Here is a 19,572-nt window from a genome sequence, read left to right as displayed (position 1 = left end):
GCCCGCCGGTGTGGCTGGGCGTCAACCTGCCCTCACCGGCTACCGCCATCGCTGACAAGGTAGGTAGCCCGGTCGATCCCACGCGGCAACCGGTCCGGCGTCCGGGTGATCAAACCGATGTCCTTGGCTGCGTCGTAGCCCAATCGTCGTCTGTTGCTTTCGGAGGACAGCAGGGTGGTGAGCTCCTCCGGGGTCAGCTTGAGACAGCCCTTGTAGATCTCGCGGAACTTGAGGTTCTCACGCTCGACGTCCTCGAACGCCTGCTTGGCCTGGTCCGGCTTCATGTAGCCGTTGACGGCGATGGCCGCCGCGGCCGGATGCAGGAGAAAGCTGGCGAGTGGCGCGGCATAACGATCTTCGGCCGCGCAATAGATCATGGTGGCGGATGAATCCGTCGCAGCGGCGTCGATGGTATTGATGTGCAGCGGATAGTGGCGGATGAACTCGTAGGCGACATAGCCCGCCTCCATGCTGCCGCCAGGGCTGTTGAGGTAGAGATTGACGTTCTTGGTCGCGGGATACTTGAGGGCGATGTCGCTCAGGGCAGCCAGCAGGGAGCTGACCGAGCGGTCGCTGATACCGCTGTTGAAGTACACCGACGCGGTGTCGGCACTGGCAGCAGAGCCTTCTCCGCGGATGACGGTCATCTCGGCGGAGGCCTCCGTCAGGCAGCCTGCGGCCAGCAAGGCCAAGGCCCCGGCGGACAATCGCTTCGCAACGTTCGAACGTCTCATCCCTGCTCGCTCCCAGGTCGGCAACCGGCCAAAGACCTGAAACGCTAGAGCGTGAGACTTAAGATCGGCTTAAGGCAGGGCGACCTGCCTTGATCGCCGCGCACTCAGTCCTTTTTCAGCAGCCCGGCCAGCCCGGCGAAGGGGTTGTGGGTGGCCTGGGCCACCTTGGGCGTGCTCAGCGAGCTGTCGCTGAAGTACTGCTGATCGGTGTAGCGGCTGTGCTCGTTGTCGTGGCAGTACAGGCAGAGCAACTCCCAGTTGGAGCCGTCCTGGGGATTGTTGTCGTGGTTGTGGTCACGATGGTGCACGGTCAGTTCGCTCAGGCGCTTGCCGGCGAACTCGCGGGCGCAGCGACCGCAGACGTGGGGATACATCTTCAGCGCCTTGTCACGGTAGCCGCGTTCGCGCTCGCGCTGGGTCTCGGCGAGGATTCGATCCAGCTTCGAGGTATCGGTAGCCATGCTGCACCTGGGTAGTCGGGTAGAAAGGCCCAGTATAGCCCGGGCCCGGCCTGGCCGGTGAGCGCCCGTCATTGACTCCGACTGCCGAGCGCCCTGCCTGCCGGGAGCGCAGCGAAGTCCGGAAATCGTCCTTCGCTGCGGCCTGCCTTCGCCTAGAGGCGCATCCCCACTGCCAGCCGGTTGAAAGCATTCATCAGCGCCACCGCGAAGGTCAGGTCGGCGATTTCCGCGTCGCTGAACTGCGCCTTGAGTGGTTCGTAGAGCGCGTCGGGGGCGCCCTTCTCGGCGACAGCGGTCAGGGTCTCGGCCCATTCCAGGGCAGCGCGCTCGCGGGCATCGAAGAGGTTGCTGATGCGCCAGCCGGCCAGACGATCCAGCTTGGCCTGGCTGACGCCCTGCTCGCGCAGGGTTTCGGCGTGCTTGCCCAGGCAGAAGGCGCAGCCATTGATCTGGGAGATGCGCAGATAGATCAGCTCCACCAGTTCCAGGCCCAGCGAACTCTGCGCCAGGGCCTGGCCCGTGGCGATCAGGCCCTGGTAGGCGGCGGGTGAAAGGGTGGAAAACGGCAGTCGCAGTTGGCTCATGGTTTACTCCGGGTAGCGGTCACAGGGTTGGCGAGCGCGCGGAATGGCACCTCGCGGGAGAGTTGTTCACGGACAGACGCCAGGGTGTCAGCCACCTCAGCCGGGTCGCCGACCAGGCCTTCCAGATAGATGAAGTGCAGGTCGAACAGCCCCAGCGTGCCCAGGGCATGGCGCAGGTAGGAGGTGAGGAAGTCCGGCTGCCGCGCCTGGGGGCCACGGTGATGACCACCCGAGCCGACCAGCAGGTAGACCGGCCGGTCTGCCAGCAGACCGCGCTTGCCCTCCGCGGTGGACGCGAAGGTGCGGCCGATGCGCAGCACGTAGTCGAGCCATAGCTTGAGCGCCGCAGGCAGGGTGAAGTTGTGCAACGGCGTATTGATCAGCAGCAGGTCGCTGGCCTCCAGTTCGCCAATGAGGGCTTCGGACAGGGTGAATACCGCTGCCTGCGGTGGCGTGCGCCGGGTCAGGGCCTCGGCATAGTCGGTGCTCAGCGGCGGCAGCGGCATGGCGGCCAGATCCCGCTCCAGTACTTCCAGGCGAGGCCAGCTCAGCCTCAGCGCGGCCCGGAGTTCACCGGCCAGCCGATAGCCCTGGGAGGTGGCCGGACGTGGGCTGGCGTTGACATGGAGGGCGGTCTTCATGGCGTCACCGCCCCCGTCAGCCGCTCGGCGAAATGCAGGCCGCGGGCGAGCAGGCCCTGGCGGAAATAGAAGCGCTGGGCCAGCGGCATGTGCAGACCGGTATCCAGGATCAGGTGGGAGCAGCCGCGATCCAGGGCTTCACTGCGGACCGCCGCCAGCAGCCGTCCACCCAGGCCGTCGCGCTGACGGGCCGGCTGCACGACCAGATCATCGACATAGAGGAAGCGGCCGTAGAGCAGATTCTCCAGCTCGCGATACCCGGCCAGGCCGACCACCTCGCCCTCCTCTAGGGCGGCCAGCAGCCGGTAGCCCTGGGCCGCCTGGCGCTGGAGTTGCGCCTGGTAACGTTCGGCATCGTCCAGATGCGGGCGCAATATCCGCATCAGCGTCAGGCTGGCCAGGCACAGCGGATGATCGGGCAACAAAGGCTGGAAGGTCAGGGGCATGACGGCTGTCTCCGGGAAAGATGACCCACTCTAGGCAGCCGATGGCCTAGGCTATAGAGCCAAGAAAGATACAAACGACCAGGCCATGACCCTCACCGCTGCCCTCGACAGTCGCCTCGCCTTGCCGCTCTACCGGCAGCTCTATCAGCGCTTTCGCCAGGCGCTGGACGAAGGGCGCCTGCGACCCGGTGACCGGGTGCCTGCGGTGCGCGCCCTTGCGGCGGAGCTGAACGTGGCCCGGGGGACGGTGGAGATGGCCTATCAGCAGCTGATCGCCGAAGGCTTTCTGCTGCCGCGCGGTCCGGCCGGGACCATCGTCTCGCCCCAGTGGCGTTGCCCGGCCGCTCCAGCACCGGCCGTACCCTCCTCACCGGACGCCGCGGCGATTCATGCCGGTGGCGCGCCGCTGCCCCTGCAGCTGGGCCTGCCGGCGCTGGACGCCTTTCCACGCAAAGGCTGGACGCGCCTCGCCGCGCGGCAGTTGCGCAGCCAGGGCCTGGAAGGACTGATCTATCCCGATGCCCGGGGTCACGCCGGTCTGCGCGCCGGCATCGCCACCTACCTGGGCCTGTCCCGCGGGATTGCCTGTCGTCCGGAGCAGGTGTTCGTCTGCGCGGGCTATCGCGCCTGCCTGGACCTGGTCGTCCAGACGCTGCTGGCACCTGGCGACGCCTGCTGGTTCGAGGAGCCCGGCTATTTCATCGCCCGCCAGGCGCTGCAGGGCGCCGGCCTGGATCTGGTGCCGGTGCCCGTGGACGCGGCGGGACTGGACGTCGCCGCCGGTCTCGCCCGGGCCCCGGCCGCCCGGTGCGCCCTGGTCACCCCCAGTCACCAGAGTCCGCTGGGCGTGTCCCTCGCCCTGCCTCGGCGGCTGGCACTGCTGAACTGGGCGATGCGGCAGAACACCTGGATCATCGAGGACGACTACGATAGCGAATACCGCTACCAGGGCAAGCCGCTGCCCGCGCTCAAGAGCCTGGATGACGGCGGTCGGGTGCTCTACACCGGGACCTTCAGCAAGGTGCTGTTTCCCGGTCTGCGCCTCGCCTACCTGGTGGTACCGCCCGCGCAGGTCGCCGCCTTCGGTCGCAGCGCCGACCGGCTGCACAACCATGCGCCCCTGCTGCTGCAGGCCACGGTGGCGAGCTTTCTGGAAGAAGGGCATTTCGCCCGCCATCTCAACCGTATGCGCAGTCTCTACCGACAGCGCCGCCAGTGGCTGGCCGAGGCACTGGCGAACAGCCTGGGTGACGCGGTGCGGATCGACCTGCAGGCCGGCGGGCTGCACCTGCTGGCGCGCCTGCCGCAGGGCGGTGATCGCCGCTGGGCGGAGGCCGCCCGGGCCGACGGCCTGGGGGTTCAGGCCCTGTCGCGCTGGTATCTGGAAACGCCCCAGGCCCAGGGGCTGCTGCTGGGGTTCACCAATGTCGCCAGCGCGGTGGAAGCCGGCGAACTGGCTCGCCGGCTGGCCCGCCTGGAACGCTGACGGCACCTTCTTCGCGCCTGTCCTTTGCGGCGGACCGTCCGCCAGCGCCTCTGCGAAGCGCAAAAATGTTTATTGCGTCACACAAAACTTTTTCAGGAGGGTCCGCTCAAAGACCAGGCTCGGAGGCTCTAGCCTGCCACTCTCGCGCGGAATACCGGCCTTTTTCGGCCTGCATTCGGCTAGGCGCGGCGCGACTGGAGTCATCCGCGGTATCGGCACTATCAGGAGCCACGCGTCCCCACCGTCGACGCAAGACACGGATCAGTCGCGTTCCCCTCCGCTAGCTTGCTGTACCCCAAACGTTGCCCCCTGGGCGTGAGTCGACAACCTGGCGCGTGAGGCCTTTCCATGCTGCAACAGCTGACCATCGCGAACAAACTCAGACTCGGCTTCGGTGCCATTCTGGTCATCATCCTGGCGCTGATCCTGGCGGCCTGGCAGGGCTTCAACCAGGTCAACCAGGCTGTCCGGCAGAACATCCATTCCTACCACGTCCTGCAGGATTCGGATGCGGCCCTGCTGGCGCTGGTCAACATGGAAACCGGGATGCGCGGTTTCGCCCTGACCGGCAAGGAAGAATTTCTCGATCCCCTGAACAAGGGCGAGCAGCAGTTCGCCGAGCAGTTGCAGGAACTCACTCAACTCACCCGCGACAACCCTGAGCAGCAGGCCGGCCTGGCTCAGCTGGGCCAGGCCAAGCAGCAGTGGAACTCTGAGTCCGTGCAGCAGATCCTGGCCCTGCGCCGGCAGGTCAATGCCGGTACCCAGCCGCTGGACGCTCTGACCGCGCGCATCGCCACCGCCCAGGACAAGGGCAGGATGGATGGCATGCGCGAATTGCTGGCACAGCTCAAGACCCGCGAGAATCGCCTGCTGGACGGCCGCACCCAGTCGATGGACGACGCCAAGCAGCAGGCCCTGACGATCCTGATCAGTGGCGGCGTGCTCGCTACCCTGCTGGCGCTGGGCATCGCCTGGTCGCTGACCCGCACCATCGTGGGCCGGCTGGCCCAGACCGTCGCCGTCGCCCGTACCATCGCCGCCGGCCAACTGGATTCACCGATTCCCGCTGGCGGGCGCGACGAACTGGGCCAGTTGCTGACCGCCTTCGCCCAGATGCAGGACAAGCTGCGCGGCATGATCCAGGGGATCAAGCAGGGCACCGATCACCTGGTCGCCGCCTCCCATAGCATCTCGGCCAATTCCCAGCAGCTGTCCGCCGCCGCCCAGGAACAGTCCAGCGCCGCCTCCAGCATGGCGGCTACCGTGGAAGAGCTGACCGTCAGCATCAACCATGTCTCGGACAATGCCGGGGAGGCTCATGACCTCTCCAGCCAGTCGGGCCGGCTGGCCCAGGATGGCGGCCAGACCATCCAGGCCTCGGTGGACAGTATGAGATCCATCGCCGGTACCGTGCAGTCCTCGGCCACCCGCATCGGCGAACTGGGCGAGCATTCCGAGCGGGTGTCCTCCATCGTCAGCGTGATCAAGGGCATCGCCGACCAGACCAACCTGCTGGCGCTGAATGCCGCCATCGAGGCGGCGCGGGCCGGCGAACAGGGACGCGGCTTCGCCGTGGTGGCCGACGAGGTGCGCCAGCTGGCGCAACGCACCACCAATTCCACCCAGGAGATCGCCGCCATGATCGAGAAGATCCAGGCGGCGACCCAGGCGGCCATGAGCGACATGGAGGTGGGCGTCCGCCAGGTCAATGGCGGGGTCGACCTGGCCAACCAGGCGGGTGAGGCGGTGGTCAGCATCAACACCGCCTCGGACAAGGTGGTGCGGGTGGTCAACCAGATCTCCCTGGCCCTGCGCGAGCAGACCGCTGCCAGCCACGACGTCGCCCGTACCGTGGAGCGTCTGGCGCAGATGGCCCAGCAGAACAGCGAAGCCATCGGCGAGACGGTGCAGACCGCGGTGTCCCTGGACGCCCTGGCCAACGACCTGAATCGCCAGATCAGCCAGTTCCGCTGCTAGCGCCAGGCCTCCCCGTAGCCTGTCCCCTAGATCCCGGCACCTGGCCGGGATCGACTTGCCGAAACACCTCGCAACATTCATCCAGCGCAACGGTCACAAAGGCGTCTCCCTCAAGGCCTGCGCCCTGCATGAAAACCCCGCGTCCCGTCGATCGTCTCCCCCGCCTCAACCAACTGCGCAATCTGAAAATGGCCCGTTCCGCCCACGCCTATGTGCGCGGCAGCACGGTGCAGTTCTACGAGTGGCTGCACAGCCAGCCCGGCCGCAACCTGCCCAATGGGCCGGCGGTATGGATCTGCGGCGACTGCCATGCCGGCAACCTGGGCCCCACCGGCGACCTGCACGGTTCCACCGACGTCAACATCCGCGACCTGGACCAGACCGTGGTCGGCAATCCGGCCCATGACCTGGTGCGCCTGGCGCTGTCGCTGGCCACCGCGGCGCGCGGTTCCGACCTGCCGGGGGTGACCACGGCGCGGATGCTCGAAGAGATGATGCGCGGCTACGAGATAGCCTTCGAGGACGATCTCGAGCGCGAGGTGCCGCGGCCGGCCCAGGTCAAGGCCGGCATGCGCAGCGCGGTGCAGCGCACTTGGAAGCACCTGGCCAAGGAGCGCATGGAAAACACTCGACCCAAGCTGCCGCTGGGCAAGCACTTCTGGCAGCTGAGCAAGGCCGAGCGCCAGGCCATCGCCGAGTTGTGCGAGACGCCGGGCATCCATGCCCTGGTGACCTCGCTCAAGGGCCGCAGCCACGACAGCCGCGTCGAACTGCTCGACAGTGCCTACTGGGTCAAGGGCTGCAGCTCCCTGGGCCTGCGCCGCTACGCCGTGCTGCTGGGCGTGGACGATGGCGATGACCAGGACTACTGCCTGATCGACGTCAAGCAGGCGGTGGCCGCCGCCGCTCCGCGCGTGGCCCATGCCACCATGCCCCGCGACAACGGCAAGCGGGTGGTGGAAGGCGCCCGCCAGCTCTCCCCGGCCCTCGGCAATCGCATGCTGGCGGTGCGCCTGCTGGATCACTCCTTCTTCATCCGCGAATTGCTGCCCCAGGATCTCAAGCTGGAACTGGACGAACTCAGCGCCCGCGAAGCCATGAGCGCCGCGGCCTACCTGGCCCGGGTGGTCGGCCGCGCCCACGCCCGGCAGATGGACTTGGCCACCCGCGTCGAGTGGATGAGCGATCTGCAGCGCAATCGCACCCGCACCCTGGATGCGCCCTCCTGGCTGTGGAGCAGCGTGGTGCAACTGGTGGGCGCCCACGAGATGGGCTACCTGGCCCACTGCCGCGCCTATGCCCTGGAGCATGCGCAGGATTGAGGCCACCGTGAGACCGGCCCAAGGCTAACCGCCTCGGGCCGCGCTTCTCCCTCCCGCCCTTTCTCCAGCGGCCTGACCGGTCCAACCCTGGAGCGGCAGGCGGAGCCCACCTGACCCTCGACCACCTGCCCGCTTCGTCGATCCGCTCGATCACGCATTGTGCGCCCTTCAGGCTTTAACTAAAATGAGACGCTTTATCATTTAAGACCGGCGCTCGCGCCAAGGATCTTCCATGCGCCCTGCCCTGTCTTCCGGCTCGCCCACCGTCGCCCTGGATCGGCTCTATCGCGATCATCACGGCTGGCTCAGCGGCTGGCTGCGCGGGCGGCTGGGCAACGCGCCGGATGCGGCGGACATCGCCCAGGACACCTATCTGCGCATCCTCAGCTCCGGACGGCTGCCGCTGCGTGAGGACTCGCGGCGCTATCTGGTGCAGGTGGCCAAGGGGCTGGTGATCGACCTCTGGCGACACCAGGAGGTGGAGCGCGCCTATCGCGAAGCCATCGCCCATCTCCCTGAGGCCCAGGTGCCTTCGCCAGAGACGCACTGGCTGATCGTCGACGCCCTGCTGCGCATCGATGCCATGCTCGACGGCCTGCCCGGCCCGGTACGGGAAGCCTTCCTGCTGGCGCAATTCCAGCGGTTGACCCTGGCCGAAATCGCCGTGCGGCTGGATCTGGCGGTGATCACCGTACGTCGCTACATCCAGCGCGCCCTGGTGGCTTGCCTGGTGGCCGGCGAAGCATGAGTCCTCCCGCGTCGCAGCTGCTCGAAGAAGCGGCCGAGTGGCTACTCACGCTGAACTTCGACGACGCCGACGAGGCGCAGCGCCAGGCCTTCGAGTGCTGGCGAGCGCAGAGCGAGGCCCATCGCGCAGCCTGGGCACGGGCCGAGCGGGTCATGGGTACCTTCGCCAGCGTTCCGCTGGATATCGGTCAGCAGGCGCTATGCCGCGCAGGTGACCGGGCCTTCAGCCGGCGGCGCACCCTGCGCCTGCTCACCGCCCTGCTGGTGGGGGCTCCCAGCAGCTGGCTGGCCCTGCGCACCCTGCGACTGGATACGCTGGGTGCCGAGCTGACGACCGCCATCGGCGAGCGGCGCTCCCTGCTACTCGCCGATGGCAGCCAATTGGTGCTGAACAGCGACTCTGCCCTGGACGTACGCTTCGACGAAGGCACCCGCCGCCTGCACCTGCGACGGGGCGAGGTGCTGGTGACCACCCATGCCGATCCGGTCGTGCCGCGCCGACCCTTCGTGATCGACCTGGCACAAGGCGGGATCGAGGCCCTGGGCACCCGTTTCAGCGTGCGGTTGGAAGAGGCGCTGTGCCGGGTCGCGGTCTTCGCCCACGGCGTGGAGCTGCGTCCGCAACGGGGCGCTGCCGTACGGCTGGCTGCCGGGCAACAGGCCTGGTTCGATGCCTACGGCGTGCGGCGCCTTGCCTCGGTAGACGAGGATGCCAGCCTCTGGACGCGCGGCATGCTGGTCGCCCACGACCGCCCGCTGGACGAGGTGCTGGCAGAACTGGGTCGCCATCGCCCAGGCCTGCTGCGCTGCGACCCGGCCGTCGCCGGGCTGCGGGTGTCCGGCGCCCTGTCACTGGACGATACCGACCAGGCCCTGCTGGCGCTGCAACGCACCCTGCCGATCCGCATCACCCGTCGCACCCGCTACTGGGTGGCGGTGGGCGCCCCCTGAACGTCAACGACGTCGCCGAAAAAAGTCCCCGCCCCCTGAGCACTTTTCCGCGCTCGTCCGGGATAGCTGCAGACACCCTCATGGGGAGCGGTGGCAGCCCGCGCCTGGTGCGCTTTAGAGGACGGCAACACGACATGGCAAAGATCCACCGGCAGCAACCCGGCACCCGACGCTTCACTCCGTTGATCCTGGCCGTCGCCCTGCAGGGCGTGCCCCTGGCCGGTGCCGGACTGGCCCTGCTGCCCCTGCCGGCCCTGGCCGCCGCGGAGGGGCGTGACTACCGGATTCCCGCGGGTCCGCTGAACGCGGTACTGGCCCGCTTCGCCGCCACGGCCGGGGTCCAGCTGGTGTTCGATCCGGCGCCGCTGGCCGGTCGCAGCAGTCCGGGGCTGCAGGGCCGCTATACCCTCGACCAGGGCTTCGAGCACCTGCTGCGTGGCAGCGGCTATCGCTGGAGCGAACGCGGTGCCGGTATCTACGCCCTGGAAGGTGGTAGCGCCGAGGCCGCCCTCGCGATGCCCGAGACCGTCATTCAGGCCAGTGCCGCAGGCGGCGGCGCCGATGTCGGCTACCGGCGCCCGGTCAGCACCAGCACCACGCGCCTGGGACTGAGCGAACGCCAGACGCCCCAGGCGATCACCACCCTGACCCGCGACCAGGTCGAGGATTTCCGCCTGCAGAGCATCAAGGAAGCCCTGCGCGCCGCCCCGTCGGTGACCGTCGAGCAGACCGAGACCGACCGCACCCAGTTTACCTCGCGCGGCTTCGACATCAACAGCTTCCAGTACGACGGCATGGGCATGCCCTTCGTCAGCACCACCCTGGTGGGCGACCAGGATCTGGCGGAATACGAGCAGGTGGACGTCCTGCACGGGGCCAATGGCCTGATGAGCGGCACCGGCAATCCCTCCGCGGCGGTCAACTTCGTCCGCAAGCGGCCCACCGCCGAGTTCCAGGCCAGGCTCGGCGCCAGCGTCGGTTCCTGGGACAACCGTCGGGTGGATGCCGATGTCTCCGGCCCCCTGACCGAGACCGGCAACGTGCGCGGACGCTTCATCTACGCCCACGACAAGGGCAATTCCTGGCTGGATCGCTATGGCCATGAAAAGAACATAGCGGCCGGTCTGGTGGCCTTCGACCTCAGCGACGCCGACACCCTGACCCTGGGTTTCTCCCAGCACAACAGCGACGCCAACGGCAGCTCCTGGGGCAACCTGCCGCTGGCCGACGCGAACGGCGCTCCGCTGCACTACGGCCGTCGCAGTTCCAGCATCGGCCAGGACTGGACCTACTGGAATCTGGATACCCAGCGTGTCTTCGGTGAATTCACCCACGACTTCGGCAACGGCTGGCAGGGTACCCTCACGGCGACCGGCGTCACCGAGCGGCAGAACGCCGACATGTACTACATCTTCCGAGTCAGCGGCGACGACGCCACTGCCTTCGGCGACCACTCCGCCAGCAAGGCGCACCAGCTGATCGGCGAGGCCAGGCTGTCCGGTCCCTTCGAACTGTTCGGCCGCGACCACGAACTCACCCTGGGCGCCAGCTACGGCCGGACCCACCAGAAATTGCGCGAAAAGATCCTCGCCGAGGACGGCTACTACCCCACCACCCTCTCCGGCTCCCTGGCCGGCGTCCCCGAGCCGTCGCTGCAATACACCGACGACAGCGGCCATACCCAGGACTTCATCGATCGCCAGAAGAGCCTGTTCGCCGGCGCCCGCTTCAACCTGATCGACGACCTGCACTGGATCGTCGGTGCGCGGATGCTCAGCGCCGATGCCAGCGGCCTGAGCTATGGCGACGACTACTACACCCGTGCCCATGGCGAGGTCACCCCCTATACCGGCCTGGTCTACGACCTGAATCCGCAGTGGAGTCTCTATGCCAGCTGGACCAGGATCTTCAGCCCGCAACACAGTTTCGGCCTGGATGGCCGGCTACTCGATCCGCTGGAGGGCAAGAGCCTGGAAGCGGGCATCAAGGGCGACCTGCTCGACGATCGCCTGAGCCTGACTGCCGCGGTGTTCAAGACCACGCAGCGCAACGTGGCCGCCACCTCGGTGCTCGCCGGTTCGCGCTATCTCTATGACACCACCGACTACCAGAGCCATGGCCTGGAACTGCAGGTCTCCGGCGAGGCGCTGCCCGGTCTGGACCTGCTGGCCGGTTACACCTATGTCCGTATCGACGACGCGGACGGCGAGCGGGCGCGCAAATTCGTGCCCAGCCACAGCCTGCGAGGCCTGGCGACCTATCGCCTGCCAGGCCTGCCCCAGGCCAAGGTCGGCGCGCGGCTGAGATGGCAGAGCGGTATCGAGAATGACAACAACAGCCGCATCCGCCAGAACGCCTACGCGCTGGTGGATGTGCTGGGCAGCTACGATTTCGACGAGCACTGGAGCACCCAGCTCAATCTCAACAACCTCACCGACCGCAAATACCTGCTGTCGCTGTACAACAACGCCACCAGTGGCAACTACGGTGCGCCACGCAACGCGACGCTGTCGGTCAGCTACAACTTCTGAGACTGGGCAGGCGGCCGCCGAGACCTCCGTCCCGTCGTCCGCCATCGCCCGGCGATCCTTTGCGCCGTGCCGCGGTCCGAATCTGCACGCTCTCAGACAAGGTTTCCGCCCGTCATGCCCTCCTCTCCCCGTCCCGGTTTCGTCTCCGTCCGCGGTGCCCGCGAGCACAATCTGAAGAACGTCGACGTGGATATCCCCCGCGATGCCCTGGTGGTCTTTACCGGGGTGTCGGGCTCGGGCAAGTCGTCGCTGGCCTTCGGCACCCTCTATGCCGAGGCCCAGCGGCGCTATTTCGAATCCGTGGCGCCCTATGCGCGGCGGCTGATCGACCAGGTCGGGGTGCCCCAGGTGGAGGCCATCGAAGGCCTGCCACCGGCGGTGGCCCTGCAGCAGCAGCGTGGCCAGCCCAGCAGTCGCTCGTCCATGGGCAGCGTGACCGGGCTGTCCAGCCTGGTGCGCATGCTCTACTCCCGCGCCGGGCGCTACCCCGCCGACCAGCCGATGCTCTATGCCGAGGACTTCTCGCCCAACACGCCCCAGGGTGCCTGCCCGGAGTGCCACGGCCTGGGCCGGGTCTACGAGGTGACCGAGGCCTCCATGGTGCCGGACCCCTCGCTGACCATCCGCCAGCGCGCCATTGCCGCCTGGCCCACCGCCTGGGGCGGGCAGAATCTGCGCGATATCCTGGTCACCCTGGGCTATGACGTCGACATCCCCTGGCGCGACCTGCCGCAACAGCAGCGCGACTGGATCCTCTTCACCGAGGAGCAGCCCACGGTGCCGGTCTATGCCGGCCTCACCCCGAGCAGACCCGCGCCGCGCTCAAGCGCAAGGCCGAGCCAAGCTACCAGGGTACCTACACCGGGGCGCGGCGCCATGTGCTGCACACCTTCGCCAACTCCCAGAGCGCCAAGATGAAGCAGCGCGCGGCGCGCTTCATGATCGGCCAGACCTGCCCGCTGTGCAACGGCAAGCGGCTGACCCGGGCGGCGCTCTCGGTGACCTTCGCCGGCCTGGACATCGGCGAGTTGTCGCGGCTGCCGCTGGACGACCTCACCGTGCTGCTGCGTCGGGTCGCTGCCGGCGATTTCGACGAGGCGAAGGATGGCCGCGTGCTGGACGCCAAGGCCGGCAAGCAGGATCGCGCCCGGCGCAAGGCCGCCGGCGGCAGCGATCACGCCAGTGCCCCGGACGTGCGCCGTACCCCCGATCTTTCCCCGGAAAAGCGCCTGGCCGCCCAACGCATGGCCACCGAATTGCTGGAACGGCTGCAGACCCTGACTCGCCTCGGCCTCGGTTACCTGGCGCTGGAACGTAGCACCACCACCCTCTCCTCCGGCGAATTGCAGCGGTTGCGCCTGGCGACCCAGCTGGTGTCCCAGTTGTTCGGGGGGTCTATGTGCTGGACGAACCCTCCGCCGGTCTGCATCCGGCCGATGGCGAGTCGCTGCTGGAAGCCCTCGACGGCCTCAAGGCCCAGGGCAATTCGCTGTTCGTGGTGGAGCACGACCTGGCCACCATGAAGCGTGCCGACTGGCTGGTGGATGTCGGTCCCGCGGCCGGCGAAGGCGGTGGCCGGGTACTCTACAGCGGCCCGCCCGCCGGTCTGGCCGAGGTCGAGGAGTCGGTGACGGCGCGCTATCTGTTCGCCGCGCCGCAACGCGAGACCCGGCCGCCCCGTGAACCCCAGGGCTGGCTGCGGCTGGCCGGGGTCACCCGCAACAACCTGCAGGGCCTGGACGCCGCCTTCCCCCTGGGCTGCCTGACGGCGGTGACCGGCGTTTCCGGTTCGGGCAAATCCAGCCTGGTCAGCCAGGCGCTGCTGGAACTGGTGGGCGCCGACCTGGGCCAGCGCGCCGCCGAAGATGGCGACGAGGCCCCGGAACTGGACGGCGATGCCCTGCCCGCCACCACCGGCCAGGTGGTCGATGGCCTCGGCGGCATCCGTCGGCTGGTACCGGTGGACCAGAAGCCCATCGGCCGCACCCCACGCTCCAACCTGGCCACCTACACCGGCCTGTTCGACGGGGTGCGCAAGCTGTTCGCCGCCACCCCGAGGCCCAGGAACGCGGCTTCGACGCCGGACGCTTTTCCTTCAACGTCGCCAAGGGCCGCTGCCCGACCTGCGAGGGCGAGGGCTTCGTCAGCGTCGAACTGCTGTTCATGCCCAGCGTCTACGCCGCCTGCCCCACCTGTCAGGGCGCGCGCTACAACCCCGAGACCCTGGAGGTGCGCTGGCAGGGCAAGACCATCGCCGAGGTGCTGCATCTGACGGTGGACGAGGCCCTGGCCTTCTTCGCCGAGGAAGCCCCGGTGGCGCGCGCGCTGCGGGTGCTGGCCGACATCGGCCTGGGCTATCTGCGCCTGGGCCAGCCGGCCACCGAACTCTCCGGCGGCGAGGCCCAGCGCATCAAGCTGGCCACCGAACTGCAGCGCACCAGCCGAGGCACCACCCTCTATGTGCTGGACGAACCCACTACCGGTCTGCACCCGGCCGACGTGGAGCGCCTGATGCGCCAGCTGCACGGCCTGGTCGACGAAGGCAACACGGTGGTGCTGGTGGAACACAACCTGCAGGTGGTGGCCGGCAGCGACTGGCTGATCGACATCGGTCCCGGTGCCGGCACCGCGGGCGGCCGCATCGTCGCCTGCGGCACGCCCCGGGCGGTGGCGGACGACCCCGCCAGTCCCACGGCGCCCTATCTGCGCCCCCTGTTCGACTAGCCTGCCAGCGGTGCCACGCTGCGGCGACAGGCTGCCAGCACCAGCAGCGTCAGCGTCGCCGCCAGGGCACCGAACTGGAAGGTGGCGGCGGAGCCGAGGAAGTGCCAGAGCGCACCGGCAATGCTGCTGGCCAGCAGCAGGGCGATGCCGCTGACCAAGTTGAACAGGCCGAAGGCGGTACCGCGCAATTCGGCCGGGGCGGTGCGGGCGACCATGGCGGCGAGCAGGCCCTGGGTCATGCCCATGTGCAGGCCCCAGAGCAGGACGCCCAGCGCCAGACCGGTCCAGCTGCTGCTGAAGGCCAGGGCCAGGTCGGCCAGGATCAGCAGCACCAGGCCCCAGGCCAGCAGCGCGCGATGGCTGACCCGGTCGGACAGCGCCCCCAGCGGATAGGCCGACAGCGAGAACACCAGCTGCATGCCCACCATCACCAGCGGCACCAGCGCCAGGGGCACGCCCACCTGCTCGGCCTTGAGCACCAGGAAGGCCTCGCTGAAGCGCGCCAGGGTGAAGACGCCGCCGAGCAGCGCCACCTGCCAGAAGGCCGCCGGCAGTTTGCGCAGCTGACTGCGAGTGAGCGGATTGGTGCGTGCCTGGACGATGGCCGCCTGGGGCTCATCCAGCCCGAAATACAGCAGGGCCACGGCGATAAAGGCCGGGATCACCGCCACCCAGAACACCGCGCGGAAATCGTTGGCCCAGAGCAGCATCAGCCCCACCGCCAGCAGCGGACCGAGAAAGGCGCCGAAGGTGTCCAGCGACTGGCGCAGGCCATAGGCGGCGCCGCGGATCTCCGGCGGCGTGACGTCGGCCACCAGGGCGTCGCGCGGCGCCCCGCGGATGCCCTTGCCGATGCGATCCATGAAGCGCGCGCCGAACACCAGGCCGGCACCGCTGGCCAGGGCGAACAGCGGCTTGCTCAAGGCGCCCAGGCCATAGCCCAGCACCGCCAGGCCCTTGCGCTTGCCCAGGTAGTCGCTGATGACGCCGGAAAAGATCTTGGTGATGAGCGCGGTCGCCTCGGCCACCCCTTCGAGGATGCCGATATAGAGCACGCTCAGGCCCAGGCCGGTGGCCAGGAACAGCGGCAGCAGGCTGTGGATCATCTCCGAGGAGATATCCATGAACATGCTCACCCCACCCAGAATCCAGACCCCGCGGGGTATCCGTCGCCAGCTCGCCGTCATCGTCACGCCCCTGTCCTCCTTGATCCTGTCCATCCCTGCCTGGCAGCAGGCAAACCGGTCGAAACTAGCATGACGATTGCCCGAGTCTCTACGGAGAAGACATCCCCCGTTACACTGGGCGCCGCTCTTTCCTTCGAGGCCACCCCATGAAAACCCTGCTGGTCATCGGCATCGGCGCTGGCGATCCCGACTACCTCACCCTCCAGGCCGTCGCCGCCCTCAATCGCGCCAGTACCTTCTTCCTGTTCGACAAGGGCACGGAAAAGGACAGCCTGATCCACCTGCGCGAAACCATCTGCGCCCGCCACATCCGCCAGGCGGACTATCGGTTCGTCACCGCGCCCATCCCCGAGCGCCGCCGCGAAGGCGACTATCGCCAGGCGGTGGACGACCTCAACGCCGCCAAGCAGGCGCTGATGGTGGAGATGATCGAGCACGAGCTGGCGGACGACGAATGCGGCGCCTTCCTGGTCTGGGGCGATCCGGCGCTGTACGACAGCACCCTGCGCATCCTGGCGGCGATCAGGCGCGAAGGCCGGCTGGACTTCGACTACGAGGTGATCCCCGGCATCTCCAGCGTCCAGGCCCTGGCCGCGCGCCACCGGGTGCCGCTCAATCGCATCGGCCAGGCCCTGGAGATCACCCCCGGCCGGCGCCTGGAGCGCTTCCCCGCGCACCTGGACAGCCTGGTGGTGATGCTCGATTCCCACGAAGCCTATCGCCGCCTGGACGAGCCCGGTCTGCATATCTACTGGGGTGCCTACGTCGGTACGGCGGACGAGATCCTCATCGCCGGTCCGCTGCAGGAGGTAGCCGAGGAGATCCACCGAGTGCGCAGCGCTGCGCGCGAAGAACACGGCTGGATCATGGACACCTATCTGCTCTGTCGGGGCCGGCGGACGCCTGAGGGCTGTCCAGCCATCGGTCCAGATGGAGGGTCTGCCAGGGCAAGGCCGACTCCCGCGCGACGACTCGGAAGCCCTGGTCCAGCCAGAAGGCTTCGGCCCCGGGCAGGAAGGGATGGGTGTGCAGGTAGAGGCGCTCCACGGTATCGCGCCGCGCCTGGGTCAGCAGCGCTGCGAACAGCCGCCGCGCCAGGCCCTGGCGCCGCTGCCGGGGCACCACGAACAGCCGGACCACCTCCACCACCCGCTCGCCGGGATAGGCCAGCTGGGCAAAGCGCCGGTCGTAGGGCCGGTAGCCGATGCTGCCGAGGGGCTCTCCGGCGGCGCCCCGGGCGATCAGCAGGCAGCCATGACCCGCGCCATAGTGGTCGGCGAAGCGCCGTAGATCCCGGGGTACGGCCGTCGCCTCGACCCGGCTACCGAACAGCTCGTGATAGCTCGCCAGCAAAAAGCTCAGCGTCTCGTCATCTGCCACGGTGAGCCGTTCGAGGGTAATGGGTGGCGCTTCGCTCATGGTCCTGTGCGTCTCTCTGGCAGTGGCAGGGGCGCGACATTTCGGCGCAGGGCCGCGCCGGCCGGGCTGTGCGCCGCCCGCGACGATGATACAGTCCCTCGCCATGAAAACCGTCCGTTCACCGCGCGCCTCGCTCGCCTGGATGCTGCTCGCCTGCATCCTGCTGAACGGACTCGTCTGCGCCCTGGGCCACGGTCAGATGCTGGCGCGCTTGACCCTGCCGGTCCTGCCGCCCCTTACCCAGGCACACGAGCACCATCACGGTCTGCACGCCCAGACCGCCCAGGGTGACATGGCCGGCATGCATGCGGGACTGCCGAGCGGCAGCGTGACCACCCTTTCCCCCACGGGTGATTGCGTCTTCGCCGCCACCCTGTTCCTCGCCACGCTGGCCGCCGTCGTGCTGCAGTGGCTGCTGCGCCCCGGCGATCCTCATCGTCCTCGCTACCAGAGCGCCCTGCCGCCGCCACCGCGCGCACGACGCTCCACGCTCCATCCCCAGGCCCCCTGACACTCCGGCGACGAAAGACGGCTGTCCTCCTTTTTCGTAATCCCGCGCGTGGCCTCTCGCTGGCTGCGCGTCGCTCCGTGGTGAACGCTATGACTTCGCACCCCTCCGTTCCGGCCGCCAAGACGCCGGGGCCGCTGCTGCAGCTGCTGGCGCGGCTGCATTTTCTCATCGGTCTGTTCGTCGGTCCCTTCCTGCTGGTGGCCGCCGCCAGCGGCCTGATCTATGCCCTCACGCCGCAACTCGAGGCGCACCTCTATGCCGAGGCCCTGCACACCCCCAGCCGTGGCAAGCCCCTGCCGCTGGCCGAGCAGGTCCATATCGCCCAGGCCGCGGTAGGTCCCACCCTGACCCTGGGCGCGGTGCGCCCGGCCCCTGCCGAGGGCGATACCACCCGGGTGATGTTCAATGATCCGGCGCTGGGCGAGTCGACCCATCGAGCGCTGTTCATCGACCCGGTCACCGGCGCCATCCGCGGCGATCTGGCGGTCTATGGCACCAGCGGCATCCTGCCGCTGCGCACCACCATCGACCAGTTCCACCGCAGCCTGCTTCTGGGCGAGCCCGGTCGTCTCTACAGCGAGCTGGCCGCCTCCTGGCTGTGGGTCGCGGCCCTCGGCGGGCTGACCCTGTGGCTGGCACGCCGCCGCCAGCGCCGCCCGGCCCGGGGCCTGCGCGGCCTGCACGCCAGCACCGGCGTCTGGCTGCTGGGTGGCCTGCTGTTCCTCTCCGCCACCGGCCTGACCTGGTCGCGCTTCGCCGGCGACAACATCGGCGTGCTGCGCGCCCACTACGGCTGGTCCACGCCAGGCGTGAAGACTGCCCTAGGCACCGCGCCGACACCCACTATGGCCCATGACGAGCACGCCGATCACCATGGCGCCATGCACATGGCCATGGGCCGGCTCTGGATCCGGCCACCTTCGACCGGGTACTGGCCAGCGCCCGCGCCGCCGGCATCGACGCCGGCAAACTGGAGATCCGCCCGGCCCGCAGTGCCGACAAGGCCTGGACGGTCAGCGAGATCGACCGGCGCTGGCCGACCCGGGTGGATGCCGTCGCCGTCGACCCGACCAGCTTCAAGGTGATCGATCAGGTGCGCTTCGCCCAGTACTCGCTGCCGGCCAAGCTGACCCGCTGGGGCATCGATGCCCACATGGGCGTGCTGTTCGGCCTGGCCAACCAGCTGGTGCTGGCGGCCATCGCCCTCGGCCTGCTGGTGATGACCGTCTGGGGCTATCTGCTCTGGTGGCGCCGCCGGCCCAGCCGCGATCCGGCGCAACCCGGGCTGCTCGTCCTATGGCGGCAGCTGTCGCCGCTGCCGCGTCTGCTGGTGCCGGCGACGGCCCTGCTGATCGGTCTGTGCCTGCCGGTGCTGGGCGGCAGCCTGCTGCTGTTCCTGCTGCTGGACACCCTGCTCGGCCTGCGCGGCCCGGCACTGCGCACGGAGGCCGGCTCGGCTTGAGGTGGGCTGGGTAGCTGTTGGGCTTCGCTGCGCTCAACCCAACCTACGGAGCCTTCCTCACCCAGCCGTAGCGTTTTCCGCCTGGGCGACGCCGAACGCGTGGACAAGGCTACGCCGTTGTCCACTCTACAGCGCTGTGCCAATGCCGAATGCGTGGAGTGCAGCCTCCCTCCTGCGCCAGGCTGCCCCTCTCCTTCCGGGAGAGGGCTGGGGTGAGGACCCGCCCCAAATCGCAGCCGCAGCGTGGAAAATCGCGCAGCGTTTTCCGCCTGTGCCTATGCGGAACGCGTGGAATGCAGCCTCCCGTACGCGCCAGACCACCCCCTCTCCCCCTGGGAGAGGGTTGGGGTGAGGGCCCGCCCCAAATCGCAGCCGCAGCGTGGAAA

Annotated in this window: 14 protein-coding genes and 4 pseudogenes; 11 read left to right on the top strand and 7 right to left on the bottom strand. The window is 68.5% G+C overall.

Features of this window, described 5'->3' with window-relative positions; translation table 11 throughout:
- Positions 1 to 32: 32 nt before the first annotated feature.
- From BGI51_RS14255 to BGI51_RS14235, 5 genes are all read right to left on the bottom strand, one after another.
- Positions 33 to 647 (bottom strand): ATP-dependent Clp protease proteolytic subunit, encoded by a 615-nt coding sequence (locus BGI51_RS14255; protein WP_187978738.1) that lies wholly within the window; start codon positions 645 to 647, stop codon positions 33 to 35.
- A 191-nt stretch (positions 648 to 838) separates the two neighbouring features.
- Positions 839 to 1,195 carry a YajD family HNH nuclease gene (locus BGI51_RS14250; protein WP_133859758.1) on the bottom strand — a complete coding sequence of 119 codons (357 nt, stop codon included), beginning with the start codon at positions 1,193 to 1,195 and terminating at the stop codon, positions 839 to 841.
- A 152-nt stretch (positions 1,196 to 1,347) separates the two neighbouring features.
- Positions 1,348 to 1,779 (bottom strand): carboxymuconolactone decarboxylase family protein, encoded by a 432-nt coding sequence (locus BGI51_RS14245; protein ID WP_133859759.1) that lies wholly within the window; start codon positions 1,777 to 1,779, stop codon positions 1,348 to 1,350.
- Complete coding sequence (locus tag BGI51_RS14240) at positions 1,776 to 2,420, bottom strand: FMN-dependent NADH-azoreductase (protein WP_187978737.1); 645 nt, start codon at positions 2,418 to 2,420, stop codon at positions 1,776 to 1,778. Before BGI51_RS14240 ends, BGI51_RS14245 begins: the two co-directional genes overlap by 4 nt.
- Positions 2,417 to 2,866 (bottom strand): GNAT family N-acetyltransferase, encoded by a 450-nt coding sequence (locus BGI51_RS14235; RefSeq protein WP_133859761.1) that lies wholly within the window; start codon positions 2,864 to 2,866, stop codon positions 2,417 to 2,419. Before BGI51_RS14235 ends, BGI51_RS14240 begins: the two co-directional genes overlap by 4 nt.
- 85 nt (positions 2,867 to 2,951) lie before the next feature.
- Here BGI51_RS14235 and BGI51_RS14230 point away from each other — a divergent pair, with 85 nt between their 5' ends.
- From BGI51_RS14230 to BGI51_RS14200, 8 genes and pseudogenes are all read left to right on the top strand, one after another.
- Positions 2,952 to 4,352, top strand: a complete 1,401-nt coding sequence (locus BGI51_RS14230; protein WP_187978736.1) for a PLP-dependent aminotransferase family protein — start codon at positions 2,952 to 2,954, stop codon at positions 4,350 to 4,352.
- A 348-nt stretch (positions 4,353 to 4,700) separates the two neighbouring features.
- Positions 4,701 to 5,474, top strand: a pseudogene (locus tag BGI51_RS24080) (CHASE3 domain-containing protein); the annotation flags it as partial.
- On the top strand, positions 5,469 to 6,332 hold the full coding sequence (locus BGI51_RS24075; protein ID WP_410003723.1) for a methyl-accepting chemotaxis protein: 864 nt from the start codon (positions 5,469 to 5,471) through the stop codon (positions 6,330 to 6,332). The pseudogene BGI51_RS24080 and the gene BGI51_RS24075, both read left to right, overlap by 6 nt.
- A 128-nt stretch (positions 6,333 to 6,460) precedes the next feature.
- On the top strand, positions 6,461 to 7,654 hold the full coding sequence (locus BGI51_RS14220) for a DUF2252 domain-containing protein (RefSeq protein WP_133859764.1): 1,194 nt from the start codon (positions 6,461 to 6,463) through the stop codon (positions 7,652 to 7,654).
- Positions 7,655 to 7,886: 232 nt separating this feature from the next.
- Positions 7,887 to 8,402 carry a sigma-70 family RNA polymerase sigma factor gene (locus tag BGI51_RS14215; RefSeq protein ID WP_187978734.1) on the top strand — a complete coding sequence of 172 codons (516 nt, stop codon included), beginning with the start codon at positions 7,887 to 7,889 and terminating at the stop codon, positions 8,400 to 8,402.
- Positions 8,399 to 9,352, top strand: coding sequence for a FecR domain-containing protein (locus BGI51_RS14210; RefSeq protein ID WP_187978733.1), 954 nt, complete (start codon positions 8,399 to 8,401; stop codon positions 9,350 to 9,352). Before BGI51_RS14215 ends, BGI51_RS14210 begins: the two co-directional genes overlap by 4 nt.
- 134 nt (positions 9,353 to 9,486) lie before the next feature.
- A complete protein-coding gene (locus tag BGI51_RS14205) occupies positions 9,487 to 11,883 on the top strand; it encodes a TonB-dependent siderophore receptor (protein ID WP_187978732.1) in 2,397 nt (798 codons plus the stop codon).
- Positions 11,884 to 11,997: 114 nt separating this feature from the next.
- Positions 11,998 to 14,607: pseudogene (locus tag BGI51_RS14200) on the top strand (excinuclease ABC subunit A).
- On the opposite strand, the gene BGI51_RS14195 reads toward BGI51_RS14200, so the two are convergent.
- On the bottom strand, positions 14,604 to 15,827 hold the full coding sequence (locus BGI51_RS14195; protein ID WP_437179406.1) for an MFS transporter: 1,224 nt from the start codon (positions 15,825 to 15,827) through the stop codon (positions 14,604 to 14,606). The pseudogene BGI51_RS14200 and the gene BGI51_RS14195 sit on opposite strands and share 4 nt — an antisense overlap.
- Positions 15,828 to 15,940: 113 nt before the next feature.
- Between BGI51_RS14195 and cobF the strand changes: the two are divergent.
- Positions 15,941 to 16,678: pseudogene (cobF, locus tag BGI51_RS14190) on the top strand (precorrin-6A synthase (deacetylating)); the annotation flags it as partial.
- Here cobF and BGI51_RS14185 read toward each other — a convergent pair.
- Positions 16,659 to 17,213 carry a GNAT family N-acetyltransferase gene (locus BGI51_RS14185; RefSeq protein WP_187978731.1) on the bottom strand — a complete coding sequence of 185 codons (555 nt, stop codon included), beginning with the start codon at positions 17,211 to 17,213 and terminating at the stop codon, positions 16,659 to 16,661. The pseudogene cobF and the gene BGI51_RS14185 overlap by 20 nt on opposite strands.
- 103 nt (positions 17,214 to 17,316) lie before the next feature.
- Here BGI51_RS14185 and BGI51_RS14180 point away from each other — a divergent pair, with 103 nt between their 5' ends.
- Together BGI51_RS14180 and BGI51_RS14175 are read left to right on the top strand one after the other, a co-directional pair.
- On the top strand, positions 17,317 to 17,724 hold the full coding sequence (locus BGI51_RS14180; protein ID WP_133859770.1) for a hypothetical protein: 408 nt from the start codon (positions 17,317 to 17,319) through the stop codon (positions 17,722 to 17,724).
- 89 nt (positions 17,725 to 17,813) lie between these two features.
- A pseudogene (locus tag BGI51_RS14175) lies at positions 17,814 to 19,186 on the top strand (PepSY-associated TM helix domain-containing protein).
- Positions 19,187 to 19,572: the final 386 nt, after the last annotated feature.

It is taken from the genome of Pseudomonas oryzihabitans (assembly GCF_014522265.1).
Classification (GTDB): Bacteria; Pseudomonadota; Gammaproteobacteria; order Pseudomonadales; family Pseudomonadaceae; genus Chryseomonas; species Chryseomonas aestiva.
This window is presented reverse-complemented; position numbering and strand designations above follow the sequence as displayed.